This is a genomic window from Ruegeria sp. BG11, assembly GCF_056538565.1.
Genome location: NZ_JBQFTH010000005.1, coordinates 65,605 through 85,866, shown reverse-complemented (window position 1 = coordinate 85,866; position 20,262 = coordinate 65,605). Strand labels below are relative to the sequence as shown.

Here is a 20,262-nt window from a genome sequence, read left to right as displayed (position 1 = left end):
ACCGTTTTCCGGCTCGGGCGGCGTCTGGGAAAACTTAGTGCTCTATGTAAGCGGGTCTTCGCCCGCTCACAAGCGCTTACTCTGCCGCAGCAGCTTTTGTGACCGTCAGTGAGCCGCCTGCTTTTTCAACTGCCTCAACGGCAGCTTTCGAAGCACCTGTCACTTCCAGGTTCAGTTTGGCGCTAACCTCGCCTTTGGCCAGAACGCGGATACCGTCCAGCTTGCGACGAACCAGACCGGAAGCAACCAGAGCGTCCTCGGTGATCGCAGCTTTGGCGTCCAGCTTACCGGCGTCGACGAATTTCTGGATCAGGCCCAGGTTGATAACGGCGAATTCCTTGCGGTTCGGCTTGTTGAAGCCACGCTTGGGAAGACGCTGGTACAGCGGCATCTGGCCGCCTTCGTAGCCGTTGATGGCCACACCCGAACGGGATTTCTGACCTTTGATACCACGGCCACCCATTTTACCTTTGCCGGAACCGGGACCACGGCCAACGCGGGTCCGTTTCGGTGAGGCGCCTGGGTTATCGCGCAATTCGTTCAGTTTCATATCGCTTCTCCTAAGCCGGATGTGACCCCCGAAGCGTGATGGGCCAAACACGGCATTTCTTGGTTTTGATTCTCGTGGACGCAATGCCACCGGGGCGCTCTACAGCTTTGTGGCCCGCGTTGCAAGTGGCGCGTGGATGTGTAGCCTGTCAAACGCAAAAGAGACGCCCAAAAGGACGCCTCTTCGCGTGTGAGTGGTGGGGGTGTTCAGGCGCAGTAAGCGTGCTTGTGCGCAATATCAGCGATATCGCAGCGACGGACACCGATATCATCCAGCTCGCGATTGCTGAGCCGCTGCAGTTCGGAGTAGGTCCGCTGGTATTCGGCAGCCCGAGCCCGCGCGACTTTGATGCGTTCAATAAGTGCGGAAACGCGTGCGCCGAAATTGAAGGTCGAGGGGGTGAGTGTTGCGGTATGTGCCATTTTCTTTCCTTTCAGACCGAGGCGTATTCCCCGGCAAATTTTGTGTTCCTTTTGGATACAGCGAGCAGATAGGAAAGGGCCGCGTGGCCGACAACGCCAGTTACGGTCTAGCCGCTATGCAAGGCGGGCATATCCAGGTTTGGCGGCGAGGCGATCAGCGTGGCACACACCGCTCAAAACCTGCCAAAATTGACGAATCGAGCGGTTTCCGATAACTTTGTCATATTGTTTAATGTGTTATGGAGCGTGAAATGACGTGGAATTTTTGCACGTGTTTTGCAGTAGTTTTAATAACTGCAATTGCATTAACGGCTGTATCAACGGCCCCGGCGTCAGCCTGCAACCCAAGATATCAGCTCTGCTGAACCTGAGTCCCAATCGTCACGCCCAGCATAACTGACTGCGTGACGAAAACCTGTCTTGGCAAAGGGGTCGGACATGTCGTTCTGGACCGGAAAGAAAGAGTCGCTTGTTCAAAGCCTGGTCGAGATCACCTTCAAAGCCTTGCTTTCAGGCCTTGTGATCGTGTTCTTCGCTCAATTTCTGATCGCCATGGTGGACAACCGGATCGAAGTGGCATCGAAACGCGATGCGCTGAATACGTTTCGAAATGATCAGCTGACCATGCTGACCAAGCGGTTCACAAAGGCTTACATGTCTACCGACTGCGCACGAAGCCTGCGCAGTGTCGACGTTGATACCTGTCAGAGCGAGTTTTCGGCCCTCCTGACCGAACTCAATTCGATCTATCTCGAGCTTAGGATTCATTATCCAGACCAAGATTACGATAACCTTCTGAGCCTAGAAACCCTGACCAAGACGATGCACGCGCAACCCGAGGACATTGATCAGGCCGCTCTGGATGTATTCGCGTCCACTTTTGGCGCCTCATTGGACGAAATGGCGCAGAATTTCCGATAGAAATGAGATTTTCGATGATTAAAAATACAGTCTACGTCCTCGCTCTAACCTGCTCGGTCTCAACGGTTTTTGCCCAAACAACCTCAAACGGCATCCCTGAGGGAGGACGCTGGGTCGTGGGCGGGACATTTGCGTTGTCCAATATCGGCAACAATGAACCCAGAGGCAAAAAGAGCTACTCTGGCGCGGAGAAAGAGGCCAACAGGGTCGCCACCTTCTTGCCCGGCATGACGATCGTCTACAATCTTGAACCCACGCCGGGACGGTCCGGGTATCTTTCAGGTACAACGCATAACGGGATCCGTGTCGTGGTGCTGGAGGGTGAGCTTTCGAACGGTGCATTTAGCGACCGTGACACTACAGATGTTGTGACCCACCATTCCTACACCGGATGCCGGGATCTGGCTTGCACCTCAGAGGCTGAAGTTGGAATCGGGTTCTCGTTCCAGATTGAAGAAGCCGACGATGACAAGCTCGTCCTGTTCAATCCACAGTCGGAATTGCGTATCGTGCATACGAGGGAGGGGTTCGATCAGTTGGAGGCACGCGGCTACACTACTCAGGTCAAGGATCGCGTTCATCCCCGCCTAATCATTCACGACGGCTACGCCTCCGAAGTGTCGACGGGCTGCGGCCTTGTGCGCAGTGTCCTGCCCGACATAAAGGCCCCTAAGGCAGAGTATGAAGCCAAGCCATCCGAGTGGGCGGCCAACAGTCCAAACTGGTCACTAAAGGCGATCGAAGTCTTTGGCTTGGGCGACGTCGCGCTGAATGCTGCAGGTACAGAATATGTCGGCACTTTGGCCGCTGAAATCGGGACCGGCACGGAATCCGCAAGCGGCCCTGTGTCGTTGGACTTCACGGTCATCGCGTATCGGGATTCCGAATGGGTTAATGAAGAGTTCTACAAATTCGGTGGTCTGGCCCAGACGGTCACGTGCCGCCGTGAAAACCCAAGCTTCGGCAAGCTACTGCCGCGCTATGTCGAAAACGCCTATCTGCATTTCGATGTGACGCCGGGGGAAGAGCCTCAGGACTTTCCTCTGGCTGGCCGTGAACTGCCCGATCAATTCGAAGGCGACAAGGAACTTCAGGATGAACTAAGGGCCTATCTTCCGCGCGCCTTCTACTACAGCGTGAACAATCACCGACAGTATCAGGCCCTGTTCGAGGCGATCGTTGCCGAGACGTCGATCCTCTACCCGTCTGCAATTGCGAATGTCATCGCACGTCTGAACGCGTCATGCGCGCGTCAGAGCCGAAAAGACTGTGCAAAAATCGTGGATCGGGTCGGAAACCTGAACAACAACTAAAGCGACGCTAAGGTTCTGGTCGGTTTGGTTGGCCTATTTTGCGGCCAACCAAAATGGCTACTTCCATAGCATTTCAAACTAGGCTGATCTGGCGCTCAAATGGCCGCTTTGCGGCTTTCATCCAGATAGATCTCGCGCAGGCGTTTGGCGATTGGGCCAGGGGTGCCATCGCCCAGCGCCACTCCATCAATCTCAACCACCGGCATGACAAAAGCGCTGGCCGATGTGGTGAAAGCCTCGTCCGCCTCTTTCGCCTCGTCGATGGTGAACAGACGTTCCTCGACCTCCATCTGCGCCTCAGCAGCCATGCGCAGAACGGCCTTGCGGGTGATACCGTGCAGGATCTCGTTCGACAGCGGGCGGGTGACGATCTTGCCGTTCTTCACGAAATAGGCGTTGTTGCTGGTGCCTTCGGTGACATGACCGTCTTCGATCATCCACGCATCATCACACCCGGCAGCCTTGGCCATCATCTTGCCCATCGACGGGTAGAGCAGCTGCACGGTCTTGATGTCACGACGTCCCCAGCGGATATCCTCGATCGAGATGATCTTGGCGCCCTTTTGCGCCGTAGGGCTATCCGCCAGACCCGGCTTGTTTTGCGTGAACAGAACCAGCGTCGGTTTGGTGTCGGCGGAGGGGAACACAAAATCTCGGTCCCCATCGCTGCCGCGTGAGACCTGCAGGTAAACCAAACCTTCGTCAATCTCGTTCAACTCGACCAGCTTGCGGTGGATCTCCAGTAGCTCGTCTTTGGCGCAAGGCTCGGCCATCTGCAGCTCGTCCAAAGAACGTTTCAGGCGCACCGCGTGGCCTTCAAAGTCGATCAGCTTGCCATCCAGAACGCTGGTCACCTCATAAACGGCATCTGCCATCAGGAAACCGCGGTCAAAAATGGATACCTTGGCCTCGGTTTCGGGCAGGTATTCGCCATTCACATAAACGGTGCGGGTCATGTCACTCTCCTCAGCCCCAGAGGTCCACGCTAGGCGGATGCACTCCGGCGTCGTCAAAAATCAGCGGGTTGGTGCGGTCTTCGGCCAACAGAAGCGGGCCGTCAAGGTCTGTCACCATCGCACCCTGCGCCAGCAATGTCGCAGGGGCCATGGCCAGAGAGCTGCCGACCATGCAACCGACCATGACTTTGTAGCCCTCAGCCAACGCCGCTTCACGCAGCAGCAAAGCCTCAGTCAGACCACCGGTCTTATCGAGCTTGATGTTCACGACATCATATTTGCCCTTCAGTTTGGGCAGGCTGGTCCGGTCATGGCAGGATTCATCTGCACAGACAGGCACCGGACGCTCCATGCCAATCAGCGCGTCATCCTCACCTGAGGGCAAGGGTTGCTCGACCAGTTCTACACCCAGCCGCACCAGATGAGGTGCAAGATCCGCATAGACCTCAGCCGACCAACCTTCGTTGGCATCAACGATGATCTTGGATTTTGGCGCACCTGCGCGCACGGCCTCCAACCGGGGCATGTCGTCCGGGGTGCCCAGCTTGATCTTCAAAAGCGGGCGATGCGCGTTTTCTGCCGCCTGCTTCTGCATCGCCTCGGGCGTCGCCAGAGACAGGGTATAGGCCGTGATTTCAGGACCCGGAGCTGGCAGACCGGCCAAGTCCCAAGCGCGCTTGCCCGCACGCTTGCACTCCAGATCCCAAAGAGCGCAGTCCACAGCGTTCCGCGCGGCCCCGGCGGGCAGCAGGTCCATCAGCGATTGCCGCGTGAACTCGGCAGGCAGCGCCGCGATTTCAGCTTCGACCGACTCGAGCGTTTCGTCATAGCGGGCATAAGGCACGCATTCGCCCCAGCCCTGATGGGTTCCGTCCGAAATTCGAACCGTCAGAACCTTTGCTTCGGTCCGCGACCCGCGCGAGATGGTAAACACCTGCGCCAGCCGAAACACATCACGAGCGACCTCAACCTGCACGCGCCTGTTCCTTCATCTTTTCAAAAATATGCCCGCCGAAGACGATCCTCCGGCGGGTTTCTTTGATCACAGAGCGGACAGAGCATCCACCAGTTTTCCAGCACCAAAGCGGTAAGGGTCAGTGGTAGGCAGGCCCATCTCTTCCTCGACCTTAGCCAGGTAAGCCGTGGCCTCATCCTCGCTGAGGTGCTGGGTGTTGACCGAAACGCCAACAACCTGACAGGCCGGATTGCCAACCCGCGCCAGAGGCAGAGCGGTGTCGCGCAGCTGCTGCAGCGTCGGCAGCGAATACTCGGGCAGGCCGCGCATATGGGTCCGGGTCGGCTCATGGCACAAGATCAACGCATCGGGCTGACCGCCATGGACCAGCGCCATCGTGACGCCCGAATAGGACACGTGATATAAAGAGCCCTGCCCCTCAATGTGATCCCAATGATCTTCATCATTGTCGGGCGTCAGGTATTCGACCGCACCCGCCATGAAATCCGCGACAACCGCGTCGAGTGGAACACCTTGACCGGTGATCAAAATACCGGTCTGGCCAGTGGCACGGAAAGTGGATTTCATGCCGCGCTTGCGCATCTCGGCATCCATCGACATCGCCGTATACATTTTGCCCGCCGAGCAATCGGTGCCAACAGCCAGGCAACGCTTGCCGCTGCGTTTCTTGCCGTTTGCGATGGGGTATCCAACGGTCGGCACCCGCACATCGTGCAGGGTGCAGCCGTGGGTCTGGGCGGCCGCGACCAGATCGCCTTCGTCCCGCAAAAGGTTGTGCAGGCCCGACGCGATGTCATAGCCCATTTCCAACGCCTCGATCAGAACGGTTTTCCAGGCCTCGCTGATCACGCCCCCGCGGTTGGCGACACCGATAACCAGCGTCTTCGCGCCGGCCTCTTTGGCCTCGGCCAAAGTCATGTCGGTCATACCCAGATCGGCATTGCAGCCCTCCATGCGGTACTGGCCCACAGCATGCGGTACTGGCCCACAGCGTTTTCCGGACGCCAGTCACGGATGCCGATGGCAACTTTAGCGGCCAACTGGTCGGGCGCATCGCCCAAAAACAACAGATACGGTGTCTCGATCATTGCGTCGCACTCCTTTGATTCCGCGCCAAACTAAAGAACCACGTGAACGAGCGTTTCGCGAATTTTCACTACATACATCCCCTCACCAATAATTTTTCGCGCATTTTGATGTCTGATCGCAAAATTCTTCGAAGTTTTTAAACTGAACAATCTTTCAGCACCCGCAAACTGCGCCATGCGCAAGAAATGCTGCGCACGCATTGCCGCATCCGCACAATGACCCTTGCGCCGCATTGCGCAATTTAATATCCCGAACGAGAACCAAAACGTAACTTCATTACTCTTGCGAGGTCCCGATGAGTTTCCGCATCCAACCCGCCGCTCCGGCGCGACCAAACCGTTGCCAGTTGTTCGGCCCAGGCTCGAACACAAAGCTGTTCCGGAAGATGTCGGCCTCTGCTGCGGATGTGATCAACCTGGACCTTGAGGATTCGGTTGCACCCTCTGACAAGGACGTCGCCCGCGCTAATGTCATCGAGGCGCTGAAAACCGTCGATTGGGGCAACAAATACATGTCCGTGCGTATCAACGGGCTGGATACGCCCTATTGGTACCGCGATGTGGCGGACGTTCTGGAACAGGCCGGAGAGCGCCTCGACCAGATCATGATCCCCAAGGTCGGCTGCGCAGCAGATGTCTACGCCGTAGACGCTCTGGTCACCGCAATTGAGCGCGCCAAGGGTCGGAGCAAGCCGATCTCGTTTGAAGTTATCATCGAGTCCGCGGCTGGCATTGCCCATGTCGAGGAGATCGCCGCATCTTCGCCCCGGATGCAGGCGATGAGCCTGGGTGCTGCAGACTTCGCCGCCTCCATGGGCATGCAGACCACCGGGATCGGCGGCACGCAAGAAAACTACTACATGCTGCGCGAAGGTGAAAAGCACTGGTCAGACCCGTGGCATTGGGCGCAAGCGGCCATCGTCGCCGCGTGCCGCACCCATGGCGTTCTGCCGGTCGATGGACCCTTTGGTGATTTCAGCGACGATGAGGGCTATATTGCGCAAGCCAAACGCTCAGCCACTTTGGGTATGGTCGGCAAATGGGCTATCCACCCCAAGCAGATCGCACTGGCAAATCAGGTCTTCACCCCGTCGGACGAGGCTGTATCCGAGGCCCGCGAAATCCTGGCCGCGATGGAACAAGCCAAAGCCAATGGCGAAGGCGCGACAGTCTACAAAGGCCGCCTGGTCGACATCGCGTCGATCAAACAGGCCGAGGTCATCGTCGCCCAAGCCGAGTTGATCGCCGCGAACGGCTAAGCCAAGTCGGATCAAGGCACCAAAACGGCGCCTTGTTCTGGTTCAGTTATGTCCGAAGATATCGTTCGGGACCCATTCGAGGTCCTGACCGTCCTTGCCCCATTTCATCATCAGGCAAGAACTTCCGCCCTTCTGGAAATACAAAGTGGTAAGCTCGTACCAACCCGCTTCGGGAATTTCGACTTCGTTTACACCGTTGCCTTCGCAGCCCTGCACCCCGTCGAAGTATCCGATTGTTTGCCCACCCAGCTTTGTTTCCGCTCCATCGTTTGAATAAACCTCAAACTGGTAGGTACCGGGTTCATCAATCCTGATCAGCCCGGTGATTTCCGCCGCCACGTTATAGGGCTGCGATGCTGTCATGACCGGGTCACCGTCTTCGGTATCTCGAAAATCAAATGCGGGCACAGGGTCCGCGGCAACACCGATCGTGTCGATCAATTCCCGTGCCTGCTCAAGGCTTTTGATCTTTTTTGGCGCTTCAGCATAGACCACGTTCAAGCCCGGCTTCACATCGGTCTGGACCGGAGCAAGCTCTGCAGTTTCCGCTGCAAGACTTGCCGTACCTGCGATGGCCGCAAGGGTTGAGATTATTGCTAGTCGCGAAAACATGTCGCCTCCCCCAAATGATATCTGTCAGGCCGCACCGAAGCATTTTGCGGAATTAGAGTCAAATTCCCGTCCAATAAGACGTAAACCTTCGATCAACTCCGCAAATCCTTGGGCGAGCCCATGACCACGTACGACGTGATCGACGTGACATGGGGCAATGTTCCCAGCACATCGGTGTGAAAAACCTTGTACGACGGAAGGTCCGCGCATTCCACGCGCAAAAGGTATTCGATCGTGCCGGTGATATTGTGGCATTCAACCACTTCGGGCGCGCGCTGCAAGGCCCGTTCAAACCCTTCCTGAGCGGCTTTTGTATGCTCTCCCAGACCAACGCCGATATAGGCGACAAACCCCTTGCCAAGCGCGGTCGGGTCCAGAATAGCGCGGTAACCGGTGATGACTCCGGCCTTCTCCAACTCTTGCACGCGACGCAAACAGGCCGACGGGGATAGCCCGACACGATCCGCCAGCTCAAGATTGCTGATGCGCCCATCCGTTGAGAGTTCACGCAATATTTCGCGGTTTATTCGATCCATTTTCGTCATTAATTGTTAAACTAGATCACTCACGCACAATAACGCAATTTCATTTGCGCCATATGGGGTAAATATCCCCCGCATGACCTACGATATCCTTTTGGCCCTGATCGCCTTTGCCTTCGTCTCGTCCATTACGCCGGGACCGAACAACCTGATGCTGATGGCATCTGGCGCCAATTTCGGCTTTCGGCGTACGATTCCGCATATGTTGGGTATCGGGCTTGGCTTCACCTTCATGGTGCTGCTGGTTGGCGCGGGTCTGGTGCAGGTGTTCAACCAATACCCGGTCAGCTACACGGTGCTGAAGGCAGCCTCGGTCGCATATCTGTTGTATCTGGCGTGGAAGATCGCGCATGCCGCACCGGCCGAGAAAGGCGCTGACGTGGGTACGCCGATGAGCTTTCTACAGGCCGCCGCCTTTCAATGGGTCAACCCAAAGGCCTGGGCTATGGCGCTGACCGCGACAACGGCTTATGCGCCGGGTCAGACTCTCAATGTCATCATCATCGTTGCGCTTGTGTTCGGAGCGGTCAACTTGCCCTCAGTCAGCACCTGGACGGTCCTGGGGCAGCAAATGGCGCGGCTCCTGACGAATCCGCGCCGGTTGGTGGTATTCAACTGGACAATGGCAGCCCTGCTAGTGGCCTCGCTCTATCCGGTATTGTGGCCGAGCTGATCACTTCAGCGGCAGGCAGATCTCGGTCAACAGATCCTCGGGCACGGTGTCGCGCGGATCGTTGAGGTAGATCTCGTAGCAGGGTTGATCTGCTGGCTCTTCCCCTGATTCAGGCAACCAGTTTCCAAAAAGACTGTGGTAGGCGGCCTCCAAGCCAGAATAGGGCCCTTTGTAGGTTAGCACCGCTGTCTTTCCCCCGGCGATCTGCACGTCCTCCATCCCATCGGGAGTACCTTTCCCACGGAATTCGGCCCCGGCATAGCTGCGCAACTGATCCTCTGGCACCTCATCGGGGCTGTCAAAGTAGATACCAACTACAGGGCCAACTTGCGGCCAAAGTTGACGAGATTCGCACAACGCGCCGAACGCTTCAAAGCTTTTGCCAATTTCGGAATATGCGCCTTTGTGCGGCAAGGCGATCACGCGGCGGGCGGGTTCGGTTCGGGTGGTCACAGGATGCATCGGATATCCTCCGGTTTTGAAGTTTGGATGGGCTGGCAGAAACTGACCGGCTTTGCGGAAAGCGGCGGGGCTGCTGCCATAGGCCTCGGTAAAGGCCCGGATGAAAGAGTTCGGGTTGGGGTAGCCAACGGAATGCGCAACCTGCGACATCGAGTTGTCTGACCGGACCAGTTGGACCGCCGCACGGTGCAGCCGTATCCGACGTACCGCTTGGGCGCAGGTTTCGCCTGTCAATGCGCGGAACACGCGGTGCCAATGAAACCGCGACATCGCAGCGACATCAGCCAGCGCATCCAGCGACAGATCTCCATCGGGGTGTTCGTGGATATAGGTCAGCACCCGCAGGATGCGGTCCTCGTAACTGGTTGCCATCTGGCATCCCTTCCTTCTCTCTGCCCAATCGTGGTCGCATAATCGGCTCTCACAAATCTTGCTGAGTTGCATCCCAAGCGACCACGCGTCATATAGCAGGGAACTTCCGCGTTGAGAGGCGTCATGACCCAGTATCTGGATTTCGAAAAACCGCTGGCCGAGATCGAAGGCAAAGCAGAAGAGCTGCGCGCCCTGGCCCGCGCAAATGAAGAGATGGATGTGGCCGAGGAAGCCTCAGCTCTGGACGCCAAAGCCGCCAAGCTGCTGGATGAGCTGTATGCCGATCTGACCCCCTGGCGGAAATGTCAGGTCGCACGTCACCCCGAGCGGCCTCATTGTCAGGATTATGTCAAAGAGCTTTTTACCGAGTTCACGCCGCTGGCCGGGGATCGCAACTTTGCCGACGATCTGGCTGTGATCGGCGGGCTGGCCCGGTTCAACGACCAGCCGGTGATGGTGATCGGCCATGAAAAAGGTTCGGATACCAAGTCGCGGATCGAGCGGAATTTCGGCATGGCCCGCCCTGAAGGCTACCGCAAAGCCGTCCGCCTGATGGAGATGGCCGGGCGGTTTGGTCTGCCGGTCGTGACCCTGATCGACACCGCAGGGGCCTACCCCGGCAAGGGCGCAGAGGAGCGCGGTCAGTCCGAAGCGATTGCCCGGTCGACCGAGATGTGCCTGAAAATCGGAGTGCCTCTGGTTTCGGTCATCATCGGTGAAGGTGGCTCTGGTGGGGCTGTGGCCTTTGCCACCGCGAACCGCGTCGCGATGCTGGAGCATTCAGTCTATTCGGTGATCTCACCCGAAGGCTGTGCCTCGATTCTTTGGAAAGACGCCGAGAAGATGCGTGAGGCCGCCGAGGCACTGCGCTTGACCGCGCAGGACCTTTACAATTTGGGTGTCTGCGATCGCATCATCACCGAACCAAAAGGCGGCGCCCATCGCGATCGTCCGGCTGCAATTGAATCGGTCCGTTCCGCCATTGCGGCCATGCTGAAAGAGCTGGACGGTAAGGATGCGGCGGCCCTGATCAAGGATCGCCGTCAGAAGTTCCTGGATATCGGCTCAAAAGGGCTGGCGGCGTAAACCGTCAGCCGCCCAACCGGCGCAACAGCTCAACCGAAGGCTTGCCGTTGACCGGCAGACCGTTTGCGCGCTGATAGCCGCTGATCGCGGCTTCGGATTTCTTGCCGATCACGCCGTCCGCGCCTTCTGTATCGAACCCGGCCGAAGTCAGGCGGCGTTGCAACTCTTTGCGATCTTCCAGTGTGAGCCCTGTTTCATCCGGTCCGAACGATGCCTTGAACGGCGCGCCGCCGGCAATCCTGTCGGAAAGATGGCCCACGCCGATCGCGTAGCTGTCCGAGTTGTTATAGCGTTTGATCACGTTGAAATTGCGGAACACGGCGATCTTTGGGCCGGGAACCTGCGGCTGCAAGACCGCGACGGGCGTGCCGGAAACGGTGCCGACCTCTCCGCCCCAGGGCTGACCACGCACCCAACCCGCGCGCGACAGATAGGCAGCGGTTGAAGCCAGTGAGTCCGACGGATCCTCGGACCAGATATCGCGTCGCCCATCACCGGTGAAATCGACCGCATAGGCCAGATACGAGGTCGGAATGAACTGAGTATGCCCCATCGCGCCAGCCCAGCTGCCGGTCATGTTGTCCGCCGATGTGTCGCCCGCCTGAATGATCTGCAAGGCTGCTATCAGTTGCTTCTCGAAAAACGCTCCGCGCCGCCCGTCATAAGCCAGCGTCGAGGTTGCCGAGATCACCGGCACATCACCGCGTCGCGCGCCATAGCGGCTCTCCAGCCCCCAGACGGCCACGACGACCTCTTTGTCGACGCCGTATTGCGCCTCAATCTGCGATAGAACACCGTTATGGCGTTGCAGCATCTGTTTGCCGGTACTGATCCGCTCATCCGAGGCAGCTATGGCCAAATAGTCCTCAAGCGAGCGCTTGAACTCGACCTGATTGCGGTCCCGTTCGATCACGCCGGGCAGATAGCCTGCCCCCTGAAAAGCGCGGTTCAGTGTGGATTGTGAGATACCCTGTGAAGAAGCGCGGGATTTGAACCCCGCCACCCAGGCATCATAGCCCGCATTGGATACAGGCTGCATTCGGGATGCAGGCGCGCGCGCCGGAGTGGTCGCATTACTGCAAGCCGCCAAAAACGCCGCACCAAGACCGAGTGAAAAACTGCGTCTATTGATCATGACTGAAATCTGCTCTGGTTTGTGATTTGCCCAAGAGTAGCGCAGTCCGCGCCCGCAAACCAGAACGACTGACCCCTACGGTCGCCGATTGGACAGGTCGGCAATTGGCCGCCTAAAGCATTTTTGCGTTTAACTTTAGGAAAGACCATCGAAATGCGCGTCGACCCTAGGGCGAGGCAACGTGTTTCGATCCAAATCAACGCAAAGCGATCTAACTGACCAGCAACCGCAAGCCCTGTGTCACGTCCGAGCGGACCGCGAGGCGCAGGCCCGGCTCATCCCCCGCTTTCAGCGCAGCGATGATCAGCTTATGGTAATGCGGCGGCTCTGTTCGCCGCAAACGGCCATAAAGCGCACGCATGGTCGGCCCAAGCTGTAGCCAAACGGTTTCCGCCATGGCCAACATCGCAGGCGCCTGCGCGCGCAGGTAGAGCGTTCGGTGAAATTCCAGATTCGTTCGGATATAGCCCACCGCATCGCGCTTGGTCACCATCTCGGCGACGTTCATATTGATGCTCTGCAACCGGTCGATCAGCGCCATATGCGCGCGAGGCAAAGCGCGGCTGGCCAGTTCAACCTCCAGCAGCGCCCTTAGGGCTGCCAGCTCTTCAATTCGGTCATTTGTCAGTTCAGGCGTCGAGACGCGCCCCGATGACGACAAAAATAAAGCCCCCTCAGCCGCCAACCGTCGCACCGCTTCGCGCGCAGGCGTCATCGAGACACCGAATTCCTTGCCAATGCCCCTGAGGGTCAAAGCCTCGCCCGGCGCAATCTCTCCGTGCAGAATGCGCGATCTCAGGGTGCGATAGACTCGATCATGCGTTGCGATACTCGAGTCCGTGGGCCGTGTCGTTATCATGCCCTCATGTGATCACAAAATTCGGTGACGTCAACTCGCTGGCCCGTCAAATCGGAAGCGATGCAACACGGCTCCATTGTCCCTAAGCCAGCGACGCGGGGTATCGTAAGGGCCAAATATACGCTCCACCTGCGCCCAAAAGGCCGGCGAGTGGTTCATCTCCGCCAGATGCGCCACCTCATGCGCAGCGACATAGTGCAGAACTTCGGGCGGGGCGAGTATCAAGCGCCACGAGAACATCAACCCGCCGTCGGAAGTGCAGGACCCCCAACGCGACCGCGTGTCCCGCAGCGACAGGGTCGTGTAGGACCGGCCCAGAATTGCGGCGTAGTCATCACAAGCCTCGCTCAGACGATCCCGAGCAAGTTCCTTGAGAAAACGGGCCAATCGACGCCCCTCAGCCCCTGTCGGGACAGCCACCTTGTCCGCGCCCAACTGAACGCGCCGACCGGTTGCAGGGACGATTCGGCGTTCGATGCCTTCGACTGGGATCAGGCCGCCAACGCGAACGTCTTCCCTCTCGGGCTGACCCGCCAGATTCTGACGAATCCAATCTTCCTTGCTGCGCGCGAAGTTCAACGCCTCGATCTCGGGCACGCCGTTTGGATAAGTCAGGGTAACCCGCCCGTCCAATTGGGAAATCCGCAGACTGATCCGCCGCGCCCGCGCTGATTTGCGCAGCGTCAGCGGCACTGGCGGCCTGCCCGGCAAAGCGTGTTCCCCCATATCCCGTCCTCTTCCGCGCAAAGGCTTTGACAGCACCCGCCGCCTGTGGCAGGTGAACTGAATCTTTTAGACGACTCACCTGATATCAAGGGGATTTGACATGCCCAAGGAAGAATGGGGCGTAAAGCGCGTTTGTCCGACCACCGGTAAGCGGTTTTATGACCTGAACAAAGACCCGATCGTCAGCCCCTACACGGGCGAGATCGTGGAACTTGAAACCGGCAAGAGCCGGATGATCGCGGCCGATGCCGAAGATGCGGCAACCAAGAAAGCGCGCGAAAACGCATCCGAGGATGATCTGGTTCTGGATGATGACGACAATGTCGACGTCGACCTGGATGACGATCTGCTGGACGATGATGACGACGGCAATGATGATGTTTCGCTGGACGACATCAAAGACATGTCCTCGGAAGACGAAAACTGATCCGATACGGGGGCGGCCACTGGCCGCCCTTTTTCGTGGCGCGAGGTGGCGCATAGTTTTTCGCGGAATTCAAAATTTGCTCTTGCACTCGTGCGCGCTGTCTCATAAACGTCCGCCCACTGCTTCGGCAGTACCTGGAAGGGGCCTTAGCTCAGTTGGGAGAGCGCTTGCATGGCATGCAAGAGGTCAGGGGTTCGACTCCCCTAGGCTCCACCAAATCTTGATATACTGTTGATTTGAGTTTATCCCCTAATTTACAAGAGCTTAGAAACGATTCTGTTACAGTGAGGTGTCACAGAGAGGACGCTTGAGAAGATGCCTCGACACCCCGACTCTATAGACATGGCGACGTCTACTATCACCGCGCAACCGTCCCTGCAGACATCGCAGCGACCTACCCGAATACCGAAGAAACGTTCTCTTTGAGGACGAAGGACAACGCCGATGCTATTCGGAAGGTCCGTTTCGCTGCCGTTGAGGTCGACCAACAATTTGACGCCACCTATGTTTGCTCAAAGCCCAAGGACAGGAAGCTTGAGCTGAACTGGCCTCAGATCAGATCAACAAATCAAGGCCGTATACTACAACTTCCGGCTGAAGGAAGATGAAGAAACGCGCCTATTGTTGGGTGTTTACTAGGAAACAACTGATAGTTCTCTTTTCCGCTGCGCGTCTCTGATCAAAGCCGCGAGCCGATAGAAGCCATGAGCCATCTTGGTGTGGGGCATTAGCAGGAAGAAAGTCAGAACCGATCCCAGATGGATAGCAAGCAGCGCAGGCATCAGAGACGTTGAACCAAGGACGTAAAGGACCAGCCCGCTTAGGCCGACAAAACCGAGCAGCAGGATGAAACCGATGTCTCCACCCCAAGCAGACGGATCGCCAAGCGCTCGATCAGATTTTTGCTTGAGCAGAACCATAGCTCCGCATCCCACTGTCAGCAGGATACCTCCGGAAACCCCGAAGAGTTTAGGCAGGGACCAGAACCCGTAGGGCGCGTGCAACCCGAACCCGTAGTGCATAACTGTCGCCACCGAGGTCGACGCGAAACACAGCAGGAAGCCGTACATGATAGCATGGTGGATGTGACGGCGCCCCTGGCTGAACCGATCTTCATCTTCAAAGTTGCATCCCTCACCATGCCCGGCAGCCAGATCCTGCATCTTGCCGGCGCGTTTGAACGCGGCCATCAAATCAGACAATTGGAGGGGTTTGCCACCGACTTCCGCCCAATAGCGCCTTAGGCTGATAGCCACGCTAACAAGCGGTAACAAGAATGCCGGCGCAAAGATTGCGACCATCGCATCGTGGGACAGGACGGCATAGAACCCCTCTCCTCCGCTTGATCCAATGGCGCGAATTGCCCAGAATAACAGGGCAAATCCAATCACCAGAGCCAAGGCAATAGCCCCGCCGTGAGTGTGAAACCGGCGCGCCAGAGGCTGCGGCCAGGCGAAGCTTTCCCAGCTGTCCCGCCGCACTTCGGCCAGAGCTTTCGGCAGGTTCAGGTCAAACTCGTGCGGTGCGGTATACTGACAGGCGTAGTAGCAGCCTCTGCAGTTGTGGCAGAGGTTGGCCAGCTGCGTGATGTCTCCACCGGAAAACGCGCGTTCCGCATGCAGGGATGGAAAGACTGAGCAGTAGCCCTCGCAATACCGGCAGGCGTTGCAAATCTCGGCCTGACGGCGGGCTTCTTGAATTAGTTCAGTTTGCATAAGCGGCGGCCTCACGTCCTGCGATGCGTCCAAAAACGGTTCCGATAGTCATGCCGAACCCGGCCAAGTAACCTTGCCCCAAGATCGACCCGGCCATGGTTTCGCCAGCGGCCCAAAGGTTTTTGATCTTGCCGCTGGACGTCGAGCACTGCGCTGTGTCGTCGACCTTCAGACCCAGATAGGTGAAGGTCACGCCGGTGCGCAGCGAGTAGCCATAAAAGGGCGGCTCGGTGATCGGACGCGCCCAGTTCGTCTTGGGCGGCGTCAGACCCGAGGTCGTGACCCCGTCCAACTCAGTCGGATGAAACCCACTGGTATCACCGCATGCTTCGTTGAATTCAGCAACAGTCGCTTTCAACTTGTCGGCAGGCAGATCCATCATTCCGGCCAGTTCTTCCAAGGTGTCCGCCTTTAGCGGTGGAAAGACCGAGGGCATAAACAGGTTCAGCGACTTCGCATCGATGATCACATAGCCAACTTGATCCGGCTGGGCCGCAACAAGACGCCCCCAGATCGCATAGCGCTTGGGCCATACGTCTTCGCCCTCGTCATAAAACCGCTCGGCATTCTTGTTCACGACAATTGAAAACGGCACGCAGTCCAGGCGGGTGACGATACCGCCGTCAAACTTCGGCGCGCGCCCGTCAATTGCGACGGCGTGGCACTGGGTCGGATCGCCGACGCTGTCCACACCCTGATCCAGCAAATCAGACAGAACCACGCCACGGTTATAGGGTGTGCCCCGGATCAAGAAATTCTTGGCAGGTTCACCCCATGCACGGGTCAGCCAATCGGTGTCGGCCTGAAACCCACCCGAGGCAACGATGACCGCCTTGGGCGTGATACGATGAGACTGGCCCTCATAGGTGTAGTCGACCCACTCGATCCGATCACCTTTCAACTCCAGATGCGTGACAGCAGCTTCGTACAGAACATCGACACCCAAACCAGTAGCAGTTCGGTAATATGCGTTTACCAAAGACTTCCCGCCCCCCATGAAGAAGGCGTTGGTCCGCGCCAGTGACAATGTCCCGGACAGAGAGGGTTGGAACCGCACCCCGTGTTCTTCCATCCACGGCAGGCATTCCTCGGAGGTTCGGATCGCGAGGCGAGCAAGATGTTCGTCGGTTTTGCCGCCAGTGACCTTGAGCAGATCTTCAAGATACTCATCCTCACTGTATTCTTCGACCAGCGGGCCCAGAGGAGCGCCATGCATACAACGAAAATTGCGCGTATGGCGGGAGTTTCCACCACGATAGGGTTTTGGTGCCGTCTCAAGGATCAGAACACGGGCGCCTGCCTCGGCAGCGGTCATCGCGGCGCAGAGGGCTGCGTTCCCACCGCCGATCACAGCGATATCATAAGCTTCCTTTTGGGTGGCCATATCCTGTCTACCTATTGATTTTCGTCGGTTGTCCGGTCGCGCTCTTGCAACGCCCGAATACGCATCCGTTGTGCGGCCTGAATATGCGCACGCATTTCTGTTTCAGCCGCTGCGCCATCGCGGGCCTTTAAGGCAGCCATGACGCGCTTATGCTCTGCCACTGCTGTCTCGGCCCGATCACCGTCCAGCAATTGCGACGGCCCAAGGATCAACAGCGCTTTTTGCAAAGACAACATCGACTTGGCAAGAAACCGGTTCTTTGCTGCGTCCAAAAGTGTGGCGTGGAAAATCCGGTTGATCCGAGCCGTTTCCGAACCGGTGCCAGCCTCAGCCAAGCGATCATTCAAGACGCCCAGCTCGTCCAACTCGACATCCGACGCAGCACGCGCGGCTAAACGGGCCGCAGTTCCCTCGAGCACCGCGCGCATCTCATAGAGCTCCATTACTTCGGCGTAATCAAGGCTGCGTACAGTTGCGCCCTGCCGTGGCACATGAGTGACTAGCCCGTCGGCCTCTAACTGCCGGATAGCCTCGCGCACGGGAGTACGGCTGACGCCTAGTCGTTCCGACAACTCAATCTCGCGCAGGCGTTCGCCAGGCAGAAGTGTGCCATCCCGAATCTCATCCAGCAGGCGTTGATACGCTGAATTGCCTTGTGGACCAGGCTGTAAGGGGTCGTCTTGAATGGTCATCGAACGCTCTCTTGTCTTCTTGCGTCCAGTTGTATACATTTGGATACATAGCGAGTCAATATTGTCGGAAGCCGCGCCTTGCCCGCCCAAAACAAAACACCTTCTCTCCTGACAAAGCGGGCCGTAACACTGGTCCTTGCACTACTGGGCACCGGAGTATTTTGGTCGTTGAACCTGCCGCTGCCCTTTCTTTTCGGCCCGATGAGCGCGTGTCTGATCGCTGCCCTGGCGCATGCCCCTATGGAAGGTTTTGGTCAGGTCTCGGTTGCAGCGCGCACGATACTTGGCGTTGCGGTTGGGGCTTCGATTACCCCTGCCCTGTTCGCAGAGCTGCCGAAGATGGCCGCGTCTATTGCACTAGTCCCGTTCTTCATCCTGCTGATCGCACTGGTCGGCGTGCCCTTCTTTCGCAAGATCTGGGGGTTTGACACCACGACCGCATTTTACGCCGCCATGCCGGGCGGATTGCAGGACATGATCATCTTTGGCGCCGAAGCAGGCGCCAACCCGCGTACACTTTCCCTGATCCATGGTACGCGCGTACTGATAATCGTGACGCTGGCCCCGCTATTTCTGACGGTGTTCTATGATGCTCAACTCACCAACCCAATCGGAGAGCCTGCGCGTGACCTCCCAATACATGAATTGGCGCTGATGGTGCTGGCCGCCCTTATAGGCTGGAAAGGCGGTGAGCGGATCGGCCTGTTCGGGGCATCTATCCTCGGCCCAATGATCCTGACAGCCGCCCTGTCGCTGGGGGACTTCATTCATACACGACCACCGCGCGAGGCCATCCTTGCAGCGCAGTTCTTTATCGGTTGCGGAATCGGCGTGAAGTTCGTGGGCGTCACTTGGGTCGAACTTCGCCGGGTGGTTGCAGCGGGCTTCGCCTATGTCATTGTCCTTGCCATCCTTGCTGCCGCTTTCACCGCCGTTGTCACCACGTTGGGCTTCGGCCAACCGGTCGAGGCTTTCTTGGCCTTTGCCCCCGGCGGACAAGCCGAGATGACAGTGCTGGCCATCGTCTCAGGCGCGGATCTGGGCTTTGTGATTACCCACCATCTGACAAGGATTGTGCTGGTAATCATCGGCGCGCCAATAGCGGCCAACCTTATCCTGCGCTGGTCCAAACCTCGGGGTTGATGACGTGAATGGGAGCGCCTTCAGCATAGGCGTTCACCTGATCGAAAATGTCTGCGAATTGCAGGTCGAATTCGTCCTCGGTCACAAAGCCTATATGCGGTGTCGCAATAAGGTTTGGGTGCGATAGTAAAGGGTCATTCGGGTCCGTTAGGGGCTCGGTATCAAAGACATCAATTGCGGCCTTGCCTGGGTGACCGGCGTTCAGCGCTTTCAACAAAGCACCCGGAGCGATCAGCCCGGCCCGGGAGGTATTCACAAACAGTGCTCTCGGTTGCATCTGCGAGAAATCCGACGCTGTGATGATGCCGTTTGTGTTTGGCTTCAGACGAACATGGACCGACACAACATCACTATCGGCAAAGAACGTTTCACGGCTTGCGGCGACCTGCACGCCGTCTGCCTGCGCCCTTGCCCGGCCTTCGTCCGAAGACCACCAGACCACATTCATCCCGAATGCCTCGGCGTAACCAGCAACGGCGCGGGCGATGCGGCCATATCCATACAGCCCTAGCTGCCGCCCCCTCAGGGTCTTGCCAACTCCGGCCTGCCAACGCCCAGCTTTGACCGAGGCCATCTGTGCAGGCAAATCGCGCATCCCGGCCATGATCAGCGCCCACGTCAATTCGGCTGCTGCATATGAAGGCGTCCCGCCATGCATGTTCGAACACAGCAGTACTCCGTTATCCGAGCATGCCTGCACATCAACATGCGGATACACGCTGCGCTGACTGATCAATTTCAGGTTTGGGAGTTTCTCAATTAAGTCGCGGGTGATCTTGGTGCGTTCGCGAAACAACACCAGCGCCTCAGCCTCCTGCAAGCGTTCAGCCAATTCGCTGGTATCTTCGACATGGTCTGTCCAGACCTTCACGTCATGGAGAGATAGCTTCTCAAAACAGGACAAGCTCTGCAGAGTATCAAACCAATCATCCAGAATGTGAACTTTCAT

22 protein-coding genes, 1 tRNA gene and 2 pseudogenes are annotated in these 20,262 nt (G+C 57.7%); 9 read left to right on the top strand and 16 right to left on the bottom strand.

Annotated features, from left to right (window positions below; translation table 11 throughout):
* Window positions 1-76: 76 nt before the first annotated feature.
* Window positions 77-550, bottom strand: coding sequence for a 50S ribosomal protein L15 (gene rplO, locus ACR0JF_RS09655; RefSeq protein ID WP_170659877.1), 474 nt, complete (start codon window positions 548-550; stop codon window positions 77-79).
* A 206-nt stretch (window positions 551-756) separates the two neighbouring features.
* Window positions 757-972: a DUF1127 domain-containing protein gene (locus ACR0JF_RS09650; RefSeq protein ID WP_170472137.1), complete on the bottom strand. Its 216-nt coding sequence runs from the start codon at window positions 970-972 to the stop codon at window positions 757-759.
* Between the two features lie 438 nt (window positions 973-1,410).
* Between ACR0JF_RS09650 and ACR0JF_RS09645 the strand changes: the two genes are divergently transcribed.
* A complete protein-coding gene (locus tag ACR0JF_RS09645; protein ID WP_170659876.1) occupies window positions 1,411-1,893 on the top strand; it encodes a hypothetical protein in 483 nt (160 codons plus the stop codon).
* Between the two features lie 14 nt (window positions 1,894-1,907).
* Window positions 1,908-3,206 carry a hypothetical protein gene (locus ACR0JF_RS09640; protein ID WP_170659875.1) on the top strand — a complete coding sequence of 433 codons (1,299 nt, stop codon included), beginning with the start codon at window positions 1,908-1,910 and terminating at the stop codon, window positions 3,204-3,206.
* Between the two features lie 95 nt (window positions 3,207-3,301).
* On the opposite strand, the gene ACR0JF_RS09635 is transcribed toward ACR0JF_RS09640, so the two are convergent.
* From ACR0JF_RS09635 to ACR0JF_RS09620, 4 genes and pseudogenes are all read right to left on the bottom strand, one after another.
* The gene (locus ACR0JF_RS09635; protein WP_170659874.1) at window positions 3,302-4,162 is read right to left on the bottom strand and encodes a D-amino-acid transaminase; all 861 of its coding nucleotides are present in this window, start codon (window positions 4,160-4,162) and stop codon (window positions 3,302-3,304) included.
* A 10-nt stretch (window positions 4,163-4,172) separates the two neighbouring features.
* Window positions 4,173-5,138, bottom strand: a complete 966-nt coding sequence (gene dgcA / locus ACR0JF_RS09630; RefSeq protein WP_170659873.1) for an N-acetyl-D-Glu racemase DgcA — start codon at window positions 5,136-5,138, stop codon at window positions 4,173-4,175.
* 66 nt (window positions 5,139-5,204) lie between these two features.
* A pseudogene (gene dgcN / locus ACR0JF_RS09625) lies at window positions 5,205-6,226 on the bottom strand (N-acetyltransferase DgcN).
* Window positions 6,227-6,256: 30 nt separating this feature from the next.
* The gene (locus tag ACR0JF_RS09620) at window positions 6,257-6,427 is read right to left on the bottom strand and encodes a hypothetical protein (RefSeq protein ID WP_170659871.1); all 171 of its coding nucleotides are present in this window, start codon (window positions 6,425-6,427) and stop codon (window positions 6,257-6,259) included.
* 95 nt (window positions 6,428-6,522) lie between these two features.
* Here ACR0JF_RS09620 and ACR0JF_RS09615 point away from each other — a divergent pair, with 95 nt between their 5' ends.
* Window positions 6,523-7,485 carry an L-malyl-CoA/beta-methylmalyl-CoA lyase gene (locus tag ACR0JF_RS09615; RefSeq protein ID WP_170659870.1) on the top strand — a complete coding sequence of 321 codons (963 nt, stop codon included), beginning with the start codon at window positions 6,523-6,525 and terminating at the stop codon, window positions 7,483-7,485.
* A 42-nt stretch (window positions 7,486-7,527) separates the two neighbouring features.
* Here the strand turns inward: ACR0JF_RS09615 and ACR0JF_RS09610 are convergent, their stop codons facing one another.
* Both ACR0JF_RS09610 and ACR0JF_RS09605 read right to left on the bottom strand, forming a co-directional pair.
* Entirely contained in the window at window positions 7,528-8,097 is a 570-nt protein-coding gene (locus ACR0JF_RS09610; protein ID WP_170659869.1) for a PA14 domain-containing protein, read from the bottom strand.
* A gap of 92 nt (window positions 8,098-8,189) precedes the next feature.
* Window positions 8,190-8,642 (bottom strand): Lrp/AsnC family transcriptional regulator, encoded by a 453-nt coding sequence (locus ACR0JF_RS09605; protein WP_170640521.1) that lies wholly within the window; start codon window positions 8,640-8,642, stop codon window positions 8,190-8,192.
* A gap of 73 nt (window positions 8,643-8,715) precedes the next feature.
* Between ACR0JF_RS09605 and ACR0JF_RS09600 the strand changes: the two genes are divergently transcribed.
* Window positions 8,716-9,312: a LysE family translocator gene (locus tag ACR0JF_RS09600; RefSeq protein WP_170640523.1), complete on the top strand. Its 597-nt coding sequence runs from the start codon at window positions 8,716-8,718 to the stop codon at window positions 9,310-9,312.
* On the opposite strand, the gene ACR0JF_RS09595 is transcribed toward ACR0JF_RS09600, so the two are convergent.
* Window positions 9,313-10,146 (bottom strand): AraC family transcriptional regulator, encoded by an 834-nt coding sequence (locus tag ACR0JF_RS09595; RefSeq protein WP_170659868.1) that lies wholly within the window; start codon window positions 10,144-10,146, stop codon window positions 9,313-9,315.
* Window positions 10,147-10,269: 123 nt separating this feature from the next.
* Here ACR0JF_RS09595 and ACR0JF_RS09590 point away from each other — a divergent pair, with 123 nt between their 5' ends.
* Complete coding sequence (locus tag ACR0JF_RS09590) at window positions 10,270-11,232, top strand: acetyl-CoA carboxylase carboxyltransferase subunit alpha (protein WP_170659867.1); 963 nt, start codon at window positions 10,270-10,272, stop codon at window positions 11,230-11,232.
* Between the two features lie 4 nt (window positions 11,233-11,236).
* Here the strand turns inward: ACR0JF_RS09590 and ACR0JF_RS09585 are convergent, their stop codons facing one another.
* From ACR0JF_RS09585 to ACR0JF_RS09575, 3 genes are all read right to left on the bottom strand, one after another.
* Window positions 11,237-12,367, bottom strand: coding sequence for a lytic murein transglycosylase (locus ACR0JF_RS09585; RefSeq protein ID WP_170659866.1), 1,131 nt, complete (start codon window positions 12,365-12,367; stop codon window positions 11,237-11,239).
* A 211-nt stretch (window positions 12,368-12,578) separates the two neighbouring features.
* Window positions 12,579-13,226: a GntR family transcriptional regulator gene (locus ACR0JF_RS09580; RefSeq protein ID WP_170377611.1), complete on the bottom strand. Its 648-nt coding sequence runs from the start codon at window positions 13,224-13,226 to the stop codon at window positions 12,579-12,581.
* A 30-nt stretch (window positions 13,227-13,256) separates the two neighbouring features.
* On the bottom strand, window positions 13,257-13,952 hold the full coding sequence (locus tag ACR0JF_RS09575; RefSeq protein WP_170659865.1) for a YgjP family zinc-dependent metalloprotease: 696 nt from the start codon (window positions 13,950-13,952) through the stop codon (window positions 13,257-13,259).
* 100 nt (window positions 13,953-14,052) lie between these two features.
* Here ACR0JF_RS09575 and ACR0JF_RS09570 point away from each other — a divergent pair, with 100 nt between their 5' ends.
* The 3 genes and pseudogenes from ACR0JF_RS09570 to ACR0JF_RS09560 form a co-directional block, all read left to right on the top strand.
* Window positions 14,053-14,379: a TIGR02300 family protein gene (locus ACR0JF_RS09570; RefSeq protein ID WP_170377607.1), complete on the top strand. Its 327-nt coding sequence runs from the start codon at window positions 14,053-14,055 to the stop codon at window positions 14,377-14,379.
* Window positions 14,380-14,519: 140 nt separating this feature from the next.
* A tRNA-Ala gene (locus ACR0JF_RS09565) sits at window positions 14,520-14,595 on the top strand.
* A gap of 128 nt (window positions 14,596-14,723) precedes the next feature.
* Window positions 14,724-14,987 (top strand): annotated as a pseudogene (locus ACR0JF_RS09560) (DUF6538 domain-containing protein); the annotation flags it as partial.
* 27 nt (window positions 14,988-15,014) lie between these two features.
* Here the strand turns inward: ACR0JF_RS09560 and tcuB are convergent.
* Genes tcuB through ACR0JF_RS09545 form a run of 3 tightly spaced genes read right to left on the bottom strand, consistent with a single transcriptional unit; the run spans window position 15,015 to window position 18,170 of the window.
* Window positions 15,015-16,094, bottom strand: coding sequence for a tricarballylate utilization 4Fe-4S protein TcuB (gene tcuB, locus ACR0JF_RS09555; RefSeq protein ID WP_170659847.1), 1,080 nt, complete (start codon window positions 16,092-16,094; stop codon window positions 15,015-15,017).
* Window positions 16,084-17,478 (bottom strand): FAD-dependent tricarballylate dehydrogenase TcuA, encoded by a 1,395-nt coding sequence (tcuA, locus tag ACR0JF_RS09550; protein ID WP_170659846.1) that lies wholly within the window; start codon window positions 17,476-17,478, stop codon window positions 16,084-16,086. Before tcuA ends, tcuB begins: the two co-directional genes overlap by 11 nt.
* 11 nt (window positions 17,479-17,489) lie before the next feature.
* On the bottom strand, window positions 17,490-18,170 hold the full coding sequence (locus ACR0JF_RS09545) for a GntR family transcriptional regulator (protein WP_170659845.1): 681 nt from the start codon (window positions 18,168-18,170) through the stop codon (window positions 17,490-17,492).
* 78 nt (window positions 18,171-18,248) lie between these two features.
* Between ACR0JF_RS09545 and ACR0JF_RS09540 the strand changes: the two genes are divergently transcribed.
* Window positions 18,249-19,313, top strand: a complete 1,065-nt coding sequence (locus tag ACR0JF_RS09540) for an AbrB family transcriptional regulator (protein WP_170659844.1) — start codon at window positions 18,249-18,251, stop codon at window positions 19,311-19,313.
* Here ACR0JF_RS09540 and ACR0JF_RS09535 read toward each other — a convergent pair.
* The gene (locus ACR0JF_RS09535) at window positions 19,282-20,262 is read right to left on the bottom strand and encodes a D-2-hydroxyacid dehydrogenase family protein (RefSeq protein WP_170659843.1); all 981 of its coding nucleotides are present in this window, start codon (window positions 20,260-20,262) and stop codon (window positions 19,282-19,284) included. The two genes, ACR0JF_RS09540 and ACR0JF_RS09535, sit on opposite strands and share 32 nt — an antisense overlap.